General features: G+C 70.5%; 15 protein-coding genes and 1 pseudogene. 6 read left to right on the top strand and 10 right to left on the bottom strand.

Annotation, left to right across the window (positions count from 1 at the left end):
* Positions 1 to 13 precede the first annotated feature (13 nt).
* Complete coding sequence (locus ACOACQ_RS23345; RefSeq protein WP_420289401.1) at positions 14 to 418, bottom strand: pyridoxamine 5'-phosphate oxidase family protein; 405 nt, start codon at positions 416 to 418, stop codon at positions 14 to 16.
* A 157-nt stretch (positions 419 to 575) separates the two neighbouring features.
* Here ACOACQ_RS23345 and ACOACQ_RS23350 point away from each other — a divergent pair, with 157 nt between their 5' ends.
* Complete coding sequence (locus ACOACQ_RS23350) at positions 576 to 2,291, top strand: GAF domain-containing protein (protein ID WP_420289391.1); 1,716 nt, start codon at positions 576 to 578, stop codon at positions 2,289 to 2,291.
* A 66-nt stretch (positions 2,292 to 2,357) separates the two neighbouring features.
* Entirely contained in the window at positions 2,358 to 2,801 is a 444-nt protein-coding gene (locus ACOACQ_RS23355; protein WP_420289392.1) for a pyridoxamine 5'-phosphate oxidase family protein, read from the top strand.
* 27 nt (positions 2,802 to 2,828) lie between these two features.
* On the opposite strand, the gene ACOACQ_RS23360 is transcribed toward ACOACQ_RS23355, so the two are convergent.
* A complete protein-coding gene (locus ACOACQ_RS23360) occupies positions 2,829 to 3,752 on the bottom strand; it encodes a metallophosphoesterase (RefSeq protein WP_420289393.1) in 924 nt (307 codons plus the stop codon).
* 65 nt (positions 3,753 to 3,817) lie between these two features.
* Here ACOACQ_RS23360 and ACOACQ_RS23365 point away from each other — a divergent pair, with 65 nt between their 5' ends.
* Together ACOACQ_RS23365 and ACOACQ_RS23370 are read left to right on the top strand one after the other, a co-directional pair.
* Positions 3,818 to 4,171, top strand: a complete 354-nt coding sequence (locus ACOACQ_RS23365; RefSeq protein ID WP_378601293.1) for a UBP-type zinc finger domain-containing protein — start codon at positions 3,818 to 3,820, stop codon at positions 4,169 to 4,171.
* Between the two features lie 75 nt (positions 4,172 to 4,246).
* Positions 4,247 to 4,969 (top strand): lysophospholipid acyltransferase family protein, encoded by a 723-nt coding sequence (locus ACOACQ_RS23370; RefSeq protein ID WP_378601296.1) that lies wholly within the window; start codon positions 4,247 to 4,249, stop codon positions 4,967 to 4,969.
* Here ACOACQ_RS23370 and ACOACQ_RS23375 read toward each other — a convergent pair whose 3' ends face one another.
* Together ACOACQ_RS23375 and ACOACQ_RS23380 are read right to left on the bottom strand one after the other, a co-directional pair.
* Positions 4,970 to 6,490, bottom strand: a complete 1,521-nt coding sequence (locus ACOACQ_RS23375) for an acyl-CoA carboxylase subunit beta (protein WP_420289394.1) — start codon at positions 6,488 to 6,490, stop codon at positions 4,970 to 4,972.
* 7 nt (positions 6,491 to 6,497) lie between these two features.
* Positions 6,498 to 7,505 (bottom strand): 5'-3' exonuclease H3TH domain-containing protein, encoded by a 1,008-nt coding sequence (locus ACOACQ_RS23380; protein WP_420289395.1) that lies wholly within the window; start codon positions 7,503 to 7,505, stop codon positions 6,498 to 6,500.
* Between the two features lie 97 nt (positions 7,506 to 7,602).
* Between ACOACQ_RS23380 and ACOACQ_RS23385 the strand changes: the two genes are divergently transcribed.
* Entirely contained in the window at positions 7,603 to 8,016 is a 414-nt protein-coding gene (locus ACOACQ_RS23385; RefSeq protein WP_420289396.1) for a hypothetical protein, read from the top strand.
* On the opposite strand, the gene ACOACQ_RS23390 is transcribed toward ACOACQ_RS23385, so the two are convergent.
* From ACOACQ_RS23390 to ACOACQ_RS23405, 4 genes are all read right to left on the bottom strand, one after another.
* On the bottom strand, positions 8,013 to 10,100 hold the full coding sequence (locus ACOACQ_RS23390; RefSeq protein ID WP_420289402.1) for a fibronectin type III domain-containing protein: 2,088 nt from the start codon (positions 10,098 to 10,100) through the stop codon (positions 8,013 to 8,015). The genes ACOACQ_RS23385 and ACOACQ_RS23390 overlap by 4 nt on opposite strands.
* 85 nt (positions 10,101 to 10,185) lie before the next feature.
* Complete coding sequence (locus ACOACQ_RS23395) at positions 10,186 to 11,556, bottom strand: NAD(P)/FAD-dependent oxidoreductase (protein WP_420289397.1); 1,371 nt, start codon at positions 11,554 to 11,556, stop codon at positions 10,186 to 10,188.
* Entirely contained in the window at positions 11,553 to 12,761 is a 1,209-nt protein-coding gene (locus ACOACQ_RS23400) for a saccharopine dehydrogenase family protein (protein ID WP_420289398.1), read from the bottom strand. The genes ACOACQ_RS23395 and ACOACQ_RS23400 overlap by 4 nt, the downstream gene beginning before the upstream one ends.
* A gap of 1 nt (position 12,762) precedes the next feature.
* Positions 12,763 to 14,202: a gamma-aminobutyraldehyde dehydrogenase gene (locus ACOACQ_RS23405; protein WP_420289399.1), complete on the bottom strand. Its 1,440-nt coding sequence runs from the start codon at positions 14,200 to 14,202 to the stop codon at positions 12,763 to 12,765.
* Between the two features lie 123 nt (positions 14,203 to 14,325).
* Between ACOACQ_RS23405 and ACOACQ_RS23410 the strand changes: the two genes are divergently transcribed.
* Positions 14,326 to 15,717 (top strand): aspartate aminotransferase family protein, encoded by a 1,392-nt coding sequence (locus ACOACQ_RS23410; protein ID WP_378599992.1) that lies wholly within the window; start codon positions 14,326 to 14,328, stop codon positions 15,715 to 15,717.
* Between the two features lie 284 nt (positions 15,718 to 16,001).
* On the opposite strand, the gene ACOACQ_RS23415 is transcribed toward ACOACQ_RS23410, so the two are convergent.
* A complete protein-coding gene (locus tag ACOACQ_RS23415) occupies positions 16,002 to 16,325 on the bottom strand; it encodes a GIY-YIG nuclease family protein (RefSeq protein ID WP_378599989.1) in 324 nt (107 codons plus the stop codon).
* 253 nt (positions 16,326 to 16,578) lie between these two features.
* Positions 16,579 to 16,680 (bottom strand): annotated as a pseudogene (locus tag ACOACQ_RS23420) (IS481 family transposase); the annotation flags it as partial.

Consider the following 16,680-nt stretch of genomic DNA (forward strand, 5'->3'; position numbering starts at 1 on the left):
CCCCCTGACCTGCTCAGCCCGACGACACCGGGGCCTGCAGCCTGCGACCCGTCACCGAGCGCACCTCGATCCGCAGCCCGAGCACCCGAGGACCGGTGACCCAGGGTGCCGGGCCGTCGCCGACGCGTTCCTGGCGTTGGCAGCGTCCGCGGAGCAGGACGCTCCACCCGCTGTGGTTCTCCTCGTCGATCTGGTCCACCTCGAAGGCGACCTCCCGGTCTGCGCACTCACGTGCCAGCTGGGAGTAGGCGGTGGTGCGGAGGACGATCACGTCGTCCTCCGCCGCAAAGTTCACAGGAAGGACGGTCACACCGTCGCTGCCTGCCCACGCGACCCGGCCGACGGGACGGCTGCGCACCAGTTGCCAGCACTCCTCATCACTGAGGACGACCAGCCTTCCGGGGTGTCGGTCAGACATCTGCACGGGAACCACCTCCTTCGGGGACGTCTCGATACTCGTCGCCGCCGTGGTCGCTGCACAGGTCCGCGGGTCCCTGAGGTTCGGGTCTTTCGACCCCTTGCGCCACGCATCGCTGCTAGCGTGAAAATCGAGTCTTGGACGGGAGAGGGGCGCCATGGGCGGGGTCGGCGAAGGTCGCGACGAGCCGACGAGGGGTGATCTCGACGGCGTCGAGTTCGAGGACCTGGTCCGGGCGGTCCTCGACCGCATGCATGGTGCCCTCGACCAGCAGGCGCGACTCCAGCTGCTCCTCGATGCGGTGGTCACGATCTCGGCCGACCTCAGCCTCGACGGCGTGCTGTCGCGGATCGTGGCGATCGCCAGCCGGCTCGTCGACGCCGAGTACGCCGCGCTCGGCGTGCTGAGCGCGGGCCGGCGACGGCGCCTGCGCACCTTCATCCACCACGGCATCTCCGACGACCTGGCGTCCGAGATCGGTGAGCTGCCGACGGGGCACGGACTGCTCGGCCTGATCATCGACCGACCCGAGCCGCTGCGCCTGCACGACATCGCCGAGCACCCGTCGTCGTACGGCTTCCCGGAGAACCACCCGCCGATGAGCTCCTTCCTCGGCGTCCCCGTGCGAATCCGGGAGCGGGTGTTCGGAAACCTCTACCTGACCGAGAAGGTCGGCGGCGGCGACTTCACCGCCGAGGACGAGGAAGTGGTCGTCGCGCTCGCTGCCGCAGCCGGCGTCGCCATCGAGAACGCCCGCCTCTACGAGGAGACGACCACACGGGAGACGTGGGCCCGTGCGACGGCTGCGATCGCCGCGGTCGTCTCGGACCCGGTGTCGGTGGACGACGCGTATGCGGCCGTCGTGGACCAGGCACGCGAGGTCGGGAGCGCGAACGCCGCGTGGATCATGGTCGACGGCCCTGAGCGCGACCAGCAGGTTGTCGCGATTGCCGGGGTCGCGCTGACGGGCGAGGCACTCGCGTCCCTGGCAGCAGTGGACGTCGCCGCGCAGGGCGCCCTGGAGAAGGGCGAGTGCTGCGCCATCGAGGACATCACCGAGGCCGGTGGTGCCGCGGGCATCCCCGGCCTGCCGGAGATCGGTCCGCTCCTCGCCGTGCCGTTCTCCCCGTCGGCCACCGTCCGCGGCACGTTGTCACTGGCCTGGTCGACCCAGAACGAGGACCGCTACTACGCGCTCGACACCCAGCTGGTGGCGTCGTACGCCGAGCAGGCGGCCCTGACCATGCAGCTGGCCGAGGCGCGGGACGAGCAGCGTCGGCTCGCGGTCTTCGAGGACCGCGACCGGATCGGGCGCGACCTCCACGACCTGGTCATCCAGCGACTGTTCGCCGTCGGCCTGGGGCTCCAGGGTGCCGCCCGTCTCGTCGAACGCCCGGAGGTCGCCGCCCGTCTCGAGCAGGCGGTTGACGATCTCGATGCCACCATCAAGGACATTCGCCGGGCGATCTTCGGCCTGAGCTCGCTCGACACGGCAGGCGACGTCCAGGCGGAGGTCACCCGGCTCGTCGAGCGCGCGTCGTCGACCCTGAAGTTCAAGCCGTCGCTGCGGTTCGAGGGACCGGTCCGCACCTTGGTGCCCCTGGAGCTGGCGCCTGATCTGCTGGCCGTCCTGGCCGAGTGCCTGTCCAACGCCAGTCGTCACGCCGAGGCGACGGCGATCTCGATCATCGTCGCGGCCGGCGACCACGTCGTGCTCACGGTCCAGGACAACGGCAAGGGCATGGAGTCGACGGGCGCCGAGAGCGGGATCGCCAACATCCGGATCCGGGCTGAGCAGCGTGGCGGAACGCTGGCTGTCGATTCCGGAGCCGGGCGGGGTACGACGCTGACCTGGTCGGTGCCGCGGCGCTGACCACCTGACGGGGGTCGAGGACCTTCGGCCCTGCCGCAGTCGCGTCCGGGCGTGGAGGATCGGGACATGTCGACGATCACTGAGCTCACCGCGTCGGAGTGCGAGGAACTGCTGCGCGCCGGCGTCTTCGGCCGGCTGGTCCTGCGCGACGGCCCGCGCGGTGCCGAGATCCTGCCCGTCAACTACGTCACCGTCGGGGACGCCATCCTGGTCCGGACGGCGACCGGCTCCTTGATCGATCAGTACGGCAACGGCGCGACGCTGCTGTTCGAGGTCGACCAGGTCGACTACGAGCGTTGGCACGGCTGGTCCGTCGTGGCTCGCGGCCAGGGCGAGCTGGTGTCCGACGACGAGCGCTCCGAGAGCGAGCGCCACACGCCGGGTCCGCCGCGCTGGGTGCGCCGCGACGACGCCAGGTGGCTCCGGCTTCGCTGGGACGAGCTGTCCGGGCGCAGGATCGGCGCGGCTCAGGACCGGGTGGCAGGGATGCCGGTGCGCCGGACCTGGTGAGGCCGGCCGGTTCCCGGACGCCCCGCACTACGCGGGCGGCTTGTTCAGCAGCGAGTCCTTGCGCGACACCATGTCGAACCGTTCCGCCGGCGTCAGCGCGTTGAACGGCTCCAGCATGTCCAGGCCGTGACCGGTGACCTCCGGTCCGTCGAGAGCGGGCACCACGGAGTGCACGACGCGGTCCTCGTAGAGGTGCAGCATCGTGAACGCCTGGTTCGCGTCGACACCGGAGAGCAGGCGCTGGTCGGGTGCGATCTCGGAGGTGTAGCAGGTGGCCGAGGCGACCGAGACCGGGACGCCGGCGAAGGTCGAGAACGACGTGAAGTGGAAGTGGCCGCCGAGGATCCCGCGCACGTCGGAACCCTGGACCACTGCCGCGAGGCGCTCCTGGTCGTGCAGCTCGATCAGCTCGGCCAGTCGCAGCATCGGCACCGGGATCGGCGCGTGGTGCATCGCCAGCAGGGTGCCGTGCGGCGCCGGCTCGGCGAGGACGTCGGCCAGCCAGGCGAGCTGGTCGTCCGACAGCTCGCCGTGGTGCCAGCCGGGGACGCTCGTGTCGAGCGCGACGATGCGGAGCCCGTCGACGTCGTACACACGGTCCTGAGGGGCGTCGCTGTCCCCGAGGTCGTGGTCGAACAGCTCCCGGGAGTAGGTCGCCCGTTCGTCGTGGTTGCCCATCACCCACACCACCTGGGCGCCGAGGGCCGCGGCCGCGGGCTCGACGATCCCGCGCAGCTTCGCGTACGCCGCCGGTTCGGCCTTGTCCGCGAGGTCACCCGTGAACACGAGGGCCTGGGGTGGCATGGGCAGCCGGGCGAGTCGCTCCAGCGCGCGCTCGAGGTGCGCGGCGGTGTCCACGACGCCGTACTGCAGCGACGTGGCGAGCAGGTGCGGGTCACTGAGGTGCGCGACGACATGGATCGGATCGGGGTACTGGCCGAGGGGCTCCACGGCACGAGAGTAGGCGTTCGCCGGAAGGGGTGGTGTCGGCGCGCGCGCCCCGTTAGCGTCGCGCTGTGACCAGCGACCAGAACCCGGCCATCGACGTCAACGCAGCACCGAGTGGACCGGGGTGCCAGGAGTGTTCGGCTGCCGGAGGCTGGTGGGTGCACCTGCGCCGGTGCGCGGCCTGCGGCCACGTCGGCTGCTGCGACTCGTCGCCGGAGCAGCACGCGACCGCGCACTTCGAGCAGACCGGTCATCAACTGGTCCAGACCTTCGAGCCGGGTGAGGACTGGTTCTGGGACTACGTCGTCGAGGACTACTACGACGGCCCGCCGCTCGCGGCACCGACCTCGCACCCCGAGGACCAGCCCGCGCCCGGCCCGCGCGGCGCCGTACCCACGAACTGGCGCGACCTCGTCCACTGATCGATCCGCCGGCCCGTTGACCCGGGTCCGGCGAGCCACTGGCCGGATCGTGTCGCCCGCGCCAAGATGGCTGTCGTGCCGACGACGAACGAAGAAGCCCACCGGATCGCGCGCGAGAAGGGTGTGAGCGGTCCGCTCTACTTGGTGGTGAAGTACACCGCGGCGTTGATCCTGCGGATCGTGTGCGGGTTCACCGCGACGGGCAAGGAGAACGTCCCCAAGAAGGGGCCGGTCGTGATCGTGCCCAACCACAAGAGCTTCTGGGACCCGTTCTTCGTCGCCATCGTGCTGCGCCGGCCGGTGCACTTCATGGGCAAGGCCGAGCACTTCGAGGGTCCGCTGGCAGGCGTCTTCCTGCGCCTCGGGGCGTTCCCGGTCCGCCGTGGCTCCTCCGACGAGGAAGCCCTCGAGACCGCTCGCGCGATCCTCGCCCGCGGCGACGCGCTGGCGCTGTTCCCCGAGGGCACCCGCGTGCGCGAGGAGGGCTTGGGCGCACCGAAGCGTGGCGCCGCCCGGCTCGCGATCGAGGCCGGTGCTCCGCTGATCCCGACCACCATCACGGGCACGGATAAGCGGCGCTGGCCGTTGCCGCGCAAGGTGCGGATGGTCTTCGGGACGCCCGTCTCCGTCGAGGGACTGAAGGCCACGCCGGAGGACGCCGCCGCTGTGATCGGCGAGGCGTGGCCGCAGGTCGCCGAGGAGTACACGCGCTGGCAGAACCGCCCGGGCACGATCGCGGCCGGTGCCGCGGCGCTGGGTCTCGGTGCCTGGTTCCTGAAGAAGAAGCTCGACAAGTAATCAGCGGCGCGGGGTCGCCCGCTGCAGCGTCGCGACGATCACGGCGCGGGTCTCGGCGGGGTCGATCACGTCGTCGATCTCGAACATCCGGGCGGCGTTGAGCGCCTTGGCGTGCTCGCGGAGCTGGGCGGTGTGCTCGACCACGGCGGCCTCGCGCTCCTGCTCGGGCATGGCGGCGAGCTCGTGGGCCAGCGCCAGCCGGACGGCGCCCTCCAGCCCCATCGCCCCGAGGTGCGCGCCCGGCCACGCCACCGTGAGCAGCGGTCGGTGGGTGCTGCCGCCGAGCATGGCCTGCGCGCCGAGCCCGTAGCCGCGGCGCAGGACGACACCGACCAGCGGAACCGTCAGCACGGCACCGGCGGTCACCATCCGCGAGGCATGGCGGACCAGGCCCGTGCGTTCGGCCTCGGGGCCGACCATGAAGCCCGGGGTGTCGACCAGCGAGACCACCGGCAGCTCCCAGCGCTCGCACAGCTCCAGGAAGTCCGCGGCCTTCGCCGACGCGTCGGCGGTCAGGGCGCCGGCCAGGTGGGTCGACTGGTTGGCGACGAAGCCGACGGGAAGGCCACCGATGCGACCGATCGCGGTGACCAGCTCGGGCGCCCAGCCCTCGCGCAGCCAGGTCAGCGTGTCCGGATCGGCCAGGGTCTCGACGACCGGGCGGACGTCGAAGCCCTCGCGGTCGTTCTCCGGCAGCATCGTGCGCAGGACGTCCTGGTCGTCGGCGACCACCGTGCTGCCTCCGTCGGTGGTGGGACCGCGCAGGCAGGCCAGCAGTCGTCGTACGACGTCAACGGCCTCGGCCTCGTCCTCCACGACCACGTCCAGCACACCGTTGGCGGCCTGCTCGTCGGCGGGCCCGATCTCCTCCGCGGCGAACTGGCCGAGCCCGCCGCCGGCGATCATCGCGGGGCCGGCCATGCCGAGGTTCGCGTCCGGGGTGGCGATCCGCAGGTCGGCGCAGCCGGCCAGCACGGCGTTGCCGGCGAAGCACCGGCCGGAGACGACGGCGATGCGTGGGACCACGCCCTGGAGCTCACCCCACAGCGCGAACGACCCGACGTCGAGCGCGGAGACGAGAGGCAGGTCGGTGTCGCCGGGACGACCACCGCCGCCCTCGGTGAAGAAGACCGTCGGCAGCCCCATCCGGCCGATCAGCTCGATCAGCCGGTCGGACTTGCGGTGCCCGCGCATGCCCTGGGTCCCGGCCATCACGAGGTAGTCGTAGGAGAGGACCGCGCAGGGGTGCCCGTCGATCGTCGCCGTGCCACCGATGATCCCGTCGGCGGGCGCTTCGACGACCAGCTCCGCGAGCGGCCGGCGGGACTCCTGGGCGGCGGTGACGAAGCGGCCGTACTCGACGAAGGATCCGTCGTCGACCAGGTCGGCGATGTTCTCCCTGGCGGTACGACGGCCGCGACCGTGCCAGCGGTCGACCTTCTCGCTGCGGGCGGCGTCGGTGGTGAGGAAGCGCCGCGCGAGCACCTCCGTGAGTCCCTGCGCGGGTGCGTCCTCGGTCACCCGGCCATCATCGCCCAGCCGATGCGGGGATGCCGGTCAGGACGCGCAGCGCGAGCTCGGTGGTCGCCTCCATGTTGAGGTGGCCGACCACGCGGGCGACCCGGTCGATGTCGAGCGGCAGCAGGCCCGGCGTGCCCGGGATGTCCGGGGTGAGGCCGAGGTCCAGGTCGGTGCGCCCGGACATGATCCGGACGTTGAACTCGAAGCGCTCCCGCGCGCCCTCGGCGGTGAGGCGCTTGAGCATGCTCGCACCGATCCGGCGCGCACCCGTCTCCTCGGCCCAGCTGTCGAACGCGGCGAGCAGCGCGTCGCCGTTGTTGTGGTCGATGTCGGCCCACACCGCCTGCATCGAGCCCATGTGGGAGAGCAGCGCGGACGCCGACTTCTCGCCGATGCCGTTGACGCCGGGCAGGTTGTCGCTGGCGTCACCGCGCAGCGCGGCGTACTCGAGATAGTTCTCCGTCGCGACGCCGTACATGATCTTGAGCCGGCTGGGGGTGAGCAGGGGCGAGCCGTTGATGCCGCCGTCGATGAGCCGCAGGATCGAGGTGCGGTCGCTGATGTGGGCGAACGCGTCACGGTCGGACGTGATGATGACGCAGTTCCAGTCGTTGTCCTCGGCCCACGTGGCGGCGGACGCGTTGACGTCGTCGGCCTCGAGGCCCGGGGGAGTGAGCGTCGCCAGGCCGAGGGCGTCGAGGAGTGCGCCGGCGCGGTCGAGCTGGTCGACGAGCTGGTCGTCCTTCTCCGCGCGCCCGGCCTTGTAGTCGGGGTAGAAGTCGCGGCGCAGCGAGGCGGCGCGGTCGTCGAGACCGAAGATCACGGCGTCCGGCGCGAACGCGTCGATCGACTCGATGATCTGGCGCAGCATCCCGTGCAGCGCCCAGGCGGGGCGCCCCGAGCGGTCCGAGAGGCGGGTGTGCGCCCGCGCGTGGTGATTGCGGTGCAGGAGCGACGGCGCGTCCACCGCGAGCAGCAGCTTGCGCTGGCGCGAGGGCGAGGGAGACGTCGTCATGGGGATCGTCGTCATGCTAGATGACCGCGTCCGTGGGCCTCGGAACTAGTCCGTTCGCGCCATTCCCGGTGCGCGGCGGCGGTGCCATGCTCGATCCATGACCGAGGTGCAGCGCCCTCCTGAATCGCTCCCGATGAAGATCGTCGTGAACGTCCTGGTCGCCGTCATCATGATCATCCCGCTGGTGCTGGTGGGGTCCGGACTGTGGCTGCTCGGGCAGCGACAGTTTGGGGAGAAGGTCGAGGCCGAGGTGCTCCGCTGCGACCTCGACGTGGGCTACAAGAAGGCCTCCCAGTACTGCACCGCCCGCTGGACCCAGGACGGCGTCGTCCACACCGGCCCCATCCAGGGCTCGGGCGACAACGAGGTCGGCGACACGATCACCGCCACCGTTCGCGGCGACGAGCTCTACAGCCGCTCGCTCGGCCTGCCCCTGATCCTGCTGGGGCTCGGGCTGCCGTTCAGCCTGCTGCCGATCTCCTGGGTACGACGAAAGCTGCGCCGCGCCTAGGGTTCCTCGACGGTGACGTCGATCGTCTTGGTCGTCACGCCGGTCGACGTGAGGGAGACCGTGGCGCCACCAGCAGCGACACCGTTGATCGTCACGGACTGAGGGACGTTCCAGTTCGACGGGGTGAAGGTCAGGAAGCTGGGCGTGACGGTGGCCGTCTCCGTGTCGCTGGGGTCGACGCCGACGTTGACGGTGACGTTCCCGGTCGGCTGGAACTGGAGGGCCACACCGACCTGCGTGGTGTCGCCGGCGGTGACGGTTGCGGTGGGGTCGGCGACGATCGTCTGGACGTCGTCGTCGATCACCGTGACCGAGACCTGCTTCGCCTGCGTCCCGTAGCTCAACGTGATCGTCACCGCCTCCGCGGCGAGGTTGAGGTCGTTGATCCCGTTGATGGTCACGTTCGCCGAGGACTGGCCCGACGGGATCGTCACGGTCGACGAGGCGGGAACAGCCGCCGACGAGTCCGACGTCGCCACCTGGATCACCGTGTCCTCGGTGACCACGGGATCCAGGGTCACCTGGAACGTGTTGTTGCCGTTCTCGTTGACCGTGATCGACGTCGGCGAGGCGCTGAGGAGGTGTGCCGGGCCCGTCGTGACTTCGATGGGTTCCCACCCGCCGGATCCGTCCGCGCCGTTCGCGACGACCCGATACCAGTACGTCGTCTCGGGTGACGCGGTCTCGTCGACGAAGGCCGTCCCGGCCGTCGTGTCGAGCTCGGTCCACGGACCGTCGGTCGTCGTGCTGCGCGACACCGTGTAGTCGGTGACAGCGACGGCGGCGTTGGCCGGCGCCTCCCAGTCGAGGGACACCGTCGATCCGGTCGCCTCGGCGGCGAGGTCCTGGACCACACCCGGGATGGGTCCGATCTCGGCCGACCAGGCACCGCAGCTGATGGCGTTGCACGCCCGTACCCGGAAGGTGTGGGTGAGGGCGAGCTCGTCCACTGATGCCTCCGTGGTGCCGGGATCCACTTCCTGAACGGACCGCGCCGTCGGGTCGGTCCACGACTCGACCTCGTACTTCGTCAAGGCGCTGGCGCCGTTGCTGGTGGGCGCCGACCAGTCCAGCGTGGTGTCGCTGTCGCTCCCTTCGAGCGTCGGGCTCAGCGGAACGCCGGGCGAGCCCGGCGCACTCGGAGTGATGGTCGCCGTCGTGCCATACCCGACCCGCTCGATGGCTGACCGGGCGCTGATCCGGAACTGGTAGGTGGTCCCGTTGGTGAGCCCGGTGGCGAGGTAGGAGTCGTCGGTCGTCACGGCGATCTCCGTCCACGTCGTGCCGTCCGTGCTCCTCTCGACCTTGTACTGGGCGATGGCGGGGGCGCTGGCCGGTGAGGGTGGAGCCACCCAGCTCAGCTCGACCTGGCCGTCTCCAACGACGGCGTCCAGGCTCGTGACCGGGCCGGGTGGAGCGATGGCGCGGTAGGGGCCGGAGCTGGTGCCGACACCGAAGCCTGCCGCGTTGTGGGCGCGCACGCGCACCCAGTACCTGTTGCCGGCGGTGAGGAGGCTGAACATCACCGGGGCGGTCGTCTTGACGCCGACGGTGGGCACGTCCTTGGGGTTGGTCCACGTCGCACCATCGGTCGAGATCTCGACCCGGTAGGAGTCGACGGGTGCGCCGCCGTTGCTGCTGGGCGCCACCCAGAAGGTGCCGAGTGCCCTGTCGTAGACGTCGGCCTCGAGGAAGCGCGGGGACAACGGCACCGTGCGTGGCGTTGCGGAGACCTGCGCGCTCGGCCTGCCCCACCCGAGTCGGTTGTGCGCCAGGACCACGAAGAAGTACTTCGTCCCGTTGGTGAGACCGGTGTTCGTCCACGACCTGGTGCTGGCCGTCGTGATCTTGACGGTGACCCATTTCCGCGTGGTCGGATTCCACCGCTGCACGGCGTACCGGTCGATCGCAGCGCCGCCGTTCGAGGCGGGGACGACCCAGCTGACCTTGACGGCCAGGTTGCCGGGTGTCGCCTTCACCGCCCGCGGCGCGGAGGGTCGGGTGGCCGCCTCCGCAGCGGTGGCGTCGACAGCCAGGGTGAGGAACAGGATTGCGGCCAACAGGCGCGCCAGGAATCGCATCATCACGAAGCCCCCTTCTGGTGCGGACGTTAGTCCCGGGCGGGGGTTGCCGGAGGCGGAACGGTGGAAGTTCCTCCGGCGCATCGCGTCAGGAGTCGAAGCCCAGTCCCCAGCGGTCCAGGGTGCGCAGCCACAGGTTGCGTCGTCCGGTCACGTCCGCGCGGGCCGACGCCCACCGGGTGAGCTGGATCCCGACCCATGCGAAGGGCTCGGGCGGGAAGGGCGTCGGCTTCTCGCGCACCATGGCCAGCCGGGTGCGCTCGGTGGGTCGACCCTCGAGCAGGTCGAGCATCACGTCGGCGGCGAACCGCGAGGCGCCGACCCCCAGGCCGGTGAAACCGGTCGCGTAGGCCACGCGGCCCTTGCGAGCCAGGCCGAAGAAGGCACAGAACCGCGAGCAGGTGTCGATCACGCCTCCCCAGCGGTGGGAGAAGCCCAGTCCCTCGAGCTGGGGGAAGGTCGTGAAGAAGTGCTCGGCCAGCAACCGGTGTGTCTCCGGGCGTTGTTCGTGGCGCGCGTCGATGCCCTTGCCGAAGTGGTAGACCGCGTCGTAGCCGCCCCACAGGATCCGGTTGTCCTCGGTGAGCCGGTAGTAGTGGAAGAGGTTGCCGCTGTCGGCCACACCGAAGCGGTCGGTCCAGCCGAGGGACGCCAGTTGTTCCGGCGACAACGGCTCGGTGGCGAGCACGTGGTCGTAGACCGGGACGACCCGCTGGCGGAGGCGGCGCAACAGCGAGGTGAAGACGTTGGTCGCCAGCGCGACCTGCCGGGCCCGGATCGTGCCGTGGGCGGTGCGCACCTCGACCAGGTCGCCGCGGCGACGCATCCGGGTGACGGCCGTGTTCTCGGCGATCCGGACGCCGAGGGACTCGGCCGCGTCGGCCAGGCCCCAGGCCAGCCGGGCCGGATCGACCATCGCGCAGCCGTCCGCGTCGAGTCGGCCGGCGAGGTAGGTGGGGGAGTCGAGCAACGTGCGTACGGCGTCCGCGTCGAGGAACCCGTCGACGTCGGGCTCGAGCAGGTCCACCTCGTGCGGTCGGGTGGCGACCTCGAGCTGCCCGGATCGCCGGAAGTCACAGTCGATCCCGTGACGCCGTACGGTCTCCTCGATCTGGTCGAGGTTCTCCTGGCCGAGGCGTTCCAGGTCGTCGTACTCGTCGGGCCAACGGTCCTTCCCGTTGGCGGGTCCGTGGGTCAGGCTGGCCTCGCAGAACCCGCCGTTGCGACCGGTCGCGTGTTCGGCGATCCGGTCGCGTTCGACCAGGAGCACGGACCGGTCCGGGTCGCGCTCCTTCGCCCGCAAGGCCGTCCAGAGACCGGTGAAACCGCCGCCGATGACCAGGAGGTCGACGACCTCGTCGCCAACGGACGGCCGGGCCGCCGGGCGCAGGGGAGTGTCGAGCCACAGGGGTCGTGGGGCCGCCGCGTCGGCCAGCGCGTGGGCGGGATGCGTCGTCATTGCTCCCGCTGGCCCCACGGCGAACCGTAGGCGGTGAGCAGGTCGAGGAAGGGCACCGCGTCGAACGCCTCCGGCCCCAGCACGCCGGTGCCCTGCCACACTCCGGTGGCCAGCAGCTCGAGCGCGATGACCGGGTTGATCGCCGTCTGCCAGACCACGCACTGGTGCCCGTACTCCGCCATGGTCTGTTCGTTGTCGACCACGTGGAAGAGGTACGTCGACCGCGGGGCGCCGTCCTTGCCGGTACCGGTCACCCAGAGGCCGGCGCAGGTCTTGCCCGTCATCCGCGGCCCGACGGTCGCCGGGTCGGGCAGCACGGCAGCGACGACGTCGCGCGGTGAGACCTCGACCCCCTTCACCCGCACCTTCTCGGTGCGGTCCAGCCCGAGCGTGTGCAACACCTTGAGGATGGTGATGAACTCCTCGCCGAGTCCGTACTTGAAGGTCGCCCGCTTGCAGTCGATCCACCGCGGCATGAGGAGCACCTCCTCGTGCTCCACGTTGACGCACTCGACGGGCCCGATGCCCTCGGGGAAGTCGAAGACCTCCGGTTCGCTGAACGGCGCGGTGGTGTGCCAGGCGCCGTCCTGCCAGATCACCGGCGGGTTGAGGCACTCCTCGATCGTGGTCCACATCGAGAACGACGGCGCGAAGATCTCCTTGCCTGCGTCGTCGGTGACCACGAGGTTGGCGCCGTCGCGGGTGCCGAGCTCGTCGATCTCGGAGAACAGGTGGTCGGCGGCGTAGCGCGCGAACACGTCGGACAGGCCCGGTTCGACACCCATGCCGACCAGGGCGAGCCGGCCGGCAGCCTCCCAGTCCGCGGCCACGGCGAACTGTTCGTCGCCGAGCTTCACCCCGGTCTTCTCGTACGGCGTCTCGGGGTGCGGCTTCGAGAGCGACATCGCCATGTCGAGGTAGTCGGCACCGGCACTGAACGCGCCGTTGAAGACGGCCATGTTGAACACCGGGTCGACCGCGTTCATCACGTGCGTGATGGCGTGCTGACGGCAGAGCGCGGCCACCGACTCCGCCGAGGACGCGTCGACCTGCGCGGCGACGTACCGCTCGTCGGCGGCAGCGGCTTTCTCGGCCCGGGCGCGGTCGTAGTCGGCGACGACGATGGTCTCGAAGAAGTCGCGGCGAGCCGCGATGGCCGCGAACGCACCGCCGACGCCGCCGGCTCCGATCAGCAGGATCCGCATGTCACTCGCCGATATAGGACATCACGTGCTTGATGCGCGTGTAGTCCTCGAGCCCGTACATCGAGAGGTCCTTGCCGTAGCCCGAGTGCTTGAACCCGCCGTGCGGCATCTCGGAGACGAAGGGGATGTGGGTGTTGATCCAGACCACGCCGAAGTCGAGCTTGCGCGACATCCGCATCGCGCGGCCGTGGTCCTTGGTCCAGACGCTGGAGGACAGGCCGTACTGGACGCCGTTGGCGAAGCGGAGCGCCTCGGCCTCGTCGCCGAACCGCTGGACGGTGATCACCGGACCGAAGATCTCGTGCTGGACCGCTTCGTCGTCCTGGCGCAGGCCCGAGACGACGGTGGGCTCGTAGAAGTAGCCGCCCTCGCCGCCGGTCACCGAGGCGCGTGCCCCACCCGCGTTGATCGAGGCGTGGTCGGGCAGGCGGTCGACCATGCCGCTGACCCGGGCGAGCTGGTCGGGGTTGTTCAGGGCGCCGTAGAGGACGTCGGCGTCGTCGGGCATTCCGGTGCGGGTGGCGAGGGCCTGCTCGGCGAGGGCGGCGACGAACTCGTCGTGGACGCCGTCGGCGACGAGCACGCGGGTGGCTGCGGTGCAGTCCTGGCCGGCGTTGAAGTAGCCGGCTGTCGCGATCGACTCCACCGCAGCGGCGATGTCGGCGTCGTCGAACACGACGACCGGGGCCTTGCCGCCGAGCTCGAGGTGGACCCGCTTGAGGTCGGTCGCCGCAGAGGCGGCCACCTCCGAGCCCGCCCGCACGGAGCCGGTGATCGCGACCAGTTGCGGGGTCGGGTGCTCGATGAGCGCGCGTCCGGTGTCCCGGTTGCCGCACACCACGTTGAGGGTGCCGGGTGGCAGGAACTCGCTCGCCAGCTCGGCGAGGAGCACGGTGCTCGCCGGGGTGGTGTCACTGGGCTTGAGGACCACCGTGTTGCCGGCGGCGAGCGCGGGTGCGATCTTCCAGATCGCCATCATCAGGGGGTAGTTCCACGGCGTCACCTGGGCGACGACGCCGATCGGTTCACGGCGGATCCAGGACGTGTGGTCCTTGAGGTACTCGCCCGCGCTGCGGCCCTCGAGCACGCGCGCGGCCCCGGCGAAGAAGCGCAGCTCGTCGACGCTGGGCGGCAGCTCCTCCTCGGCGGTCAGGCCCAGCGGCTTGCCGGTGTTCTCGCACTCCACGCGGACGAACTCGTCCGCCCGGTCCTCCAGCGCCTGCGCGATGCGGAGCAACGCCTCCTGGCGCTCGCGCGGGGTCGTGTCGCCCCAGACCTCGAACGCGGCGTCGGCAGCGCGCATCGCACGGTCGACGTCCTCGGTCGCGCTCGCCGGCGCGGTGGCGTACGCCGCTCCCGTGGCCGGGTTGACGACCTCGTAGGTGGCGCCCGAGGCCGCGTCGACGAGCTCACCGTTGATCAGGTTCCGCAGGGGGGTCATGGCCGCGAGCCTAGCCAGCATCTCCGCCGCGGGGAAGCACTCCAACAACGAAATCCGTTGCGATCTGGTGAACTGGCGACGGATTCACTTGCTCGTGACGACTGAACGGGTCAAGATGGGCGGGTGGCCCACGACTCCGAACAGCACGCAGCCCTCCAGCAGTCCGCCCGCGACCACCTCTGGATGCACTTCACCCGCATGTCGTCGTACGACACGGCCGAGGTGCCGGTGATCGTGCGGGGCGACGGCGCCTACATCTGGGACGCCCATGGGCGGAAGTACCTCGACGCCCTCGGCGGGCTGTTCGTCAGCCAGCTCGGGCACGGGCGCACCGACCTGGCCGAGGTGGCGGCGAAGCAGGCCTCCGAGCTCGCGTTCTTCCCGCTGTGGTCCTACGCGCACCCCACCGCCATCGAGCTCGCCGCGAAGGTCGCCAGCTACGCGCCCGGCGACCTCAACCGGGTCTTCTTCACCTCCGGTGGCGGGGAGGCCGTCGAGTCCGCCTGGAAGCTCGCGAAGAACTACTTCAAGCTCGTCGGCAAGCCGATGAAGCACAAGGTGATCTCGCGGACCATCGCCTACCACGGCACCACCCACGGCGCCCTGTCGATCACCGGCCTGCCCGGTCTCAAGCAGCAGTTCGAACCGCTGGTCCCGTCCACCTTCCGGGTGCCGAACACCAACTTCTACCGCGCACCCGAGCGGTTCCACGACGACGGCGGCGACGCCGAGGCGTTCGGCCGCTGGGCGGCGGACCAGATCGCCGTACAGATCGAGAACGAGGGCCCCGACTCGGTGGCCGCCGTCTTCCTCGAGCCGGTGCAGAACGCGGGCGGCTGCTTCCCGCCGCCCCCGGGCTACTTCCAGCGGGTCCGCGAGATCTGCGACCAGTACGACGTCCTGCTGGTCTCCGACGAGGTGATCTGCGCGTTCGGGCGGCTGGGCCACATGTTCGGTGCCGAGCGCTACGGCTACCAGCCCGACATCATCACCTGCGCCAAGGGCATCACGTCCGGCTACGCCCCGCTCGGCGCGATGATCGCCAGCGACCGGCTGTACGAGCCGTTCGCGCACGGCGCGGAGATGTTCGCCCACGGCTACACCTTCGGAGGCCACCCGGTCTCCACCGCGGTGGCGTTGAAGAACCTCGAGATCTTCGAGAACGAAGGCATCAACGAGGGCGTACGGGCCCGCGAGGGTGACTTCCGCGCGACGCTCGAGAAGCTGCTCGACCTGCCGATCGTCGGCGACGTCCGTGGCGACGGCTTCTTCTACGGCATCGAACTCGTCAAGGACAAGGCCAGCAAGGAGACCTTCGACGAGGACGAGTCCGAGCGCCTGCTCCGCGGCTACCTCTCCAAGGCGTTGTACGACGCCGGCCTCTACTGCCGTGCCGACGACCGGGGCGACCCGGTCATCCAGCTCTCGCCCCCGCTGATCTGCGGCCAGGAGCACTTCGACGAGATCGAGCAGAAGCTCCGCGGCGTGCTGACCGGGGCCCTGGAGCTGCTGTAGGACCGGGTGCCGGGAGCCCCGTGGGGAGGCTCCCGGCACCACCCGCCCGGTGGTTGAGGTGCGAGCGCAGCGAGCCTCGAAACCCCCGGGCCATCGGTGGTTGAGGTGCGAGCGACGTGCCGCCCGGTGGTTGAGGTGCGAGCGCAGCGAGCCTCGAAACCTCCGGGCCCACCTTGCGTAGGCGGGCCCGGAGGTTTCGAGGCTCGTCGCTAGCGCTCCTCGCACCTCAACCACCGGGAAGGGTTCGTCGCTAGCGCTCCTCGCACCTCAACCACCGGACCGGATCAGTCCTCGGGAGTCTCGTCCTGCTCGGCAGCGCGTCGCTGGACAGCAGCGCGGCGCGAGAGGTCGGGAAGTAGCGCGTCATCGCCGTTGATCAGCGCCTCCCGCTTCTTGCGACTCCATCCCTGGACGCGCTTCTCGTAGGCGAAGGCGTCCTCGATCCTCTCGAACCAGGCGTTCCAGACAAGGACGACCGGTCGGCGTCTGCGGGTGTAGAGGGCGCCGAGGTCATCGGAGTTGTGCTGCCAGATGCGTCCCTCGAGATCGACGGTGCTCCCGACGTAGTAGGAGTCGTCGTTGCAGCGCACGATGTAGGTCCAGGGCATGGGAGTCCGGGTCCCCATCCAGCGCCCGGAGGAAACTCGACCCGATGCCGCCTGTGGACAGACGCCCGTCGCCCGGTGGTTGAGGTGCGAGCGACGTGCCGCCCGGTGGTTGAGGTGCGAGCGCAGCGCCGCCCGGTGGTTGAGGTGCGAGCGCAGCGAGCCTCGAAACCCCCGGGGCTACGTGGCGTAGGCGGGCCCGGAGGTTTCGAGGCTCGTCGCTGGCGCTCCTCGCACCTCAACCACCGGGCGGGGGCTAGGTGTGATGTCCGGGGACGTTGGTCAGTCGGGTGACCGGTGGCTTGGCTCCGATGGCGGAGTGGACGCGGTGATGATTGTAGAAGTGGAGCCATCCGGG

Source organism: Nocardioides sp. CPCC 206347 (assembly GCF_048654605.1).
Classification (GTDB): Bacteria; Actinomycetota; Actinomycetes; order Propionibacteriales; family Nocardioidaceae; genus Nocardioides.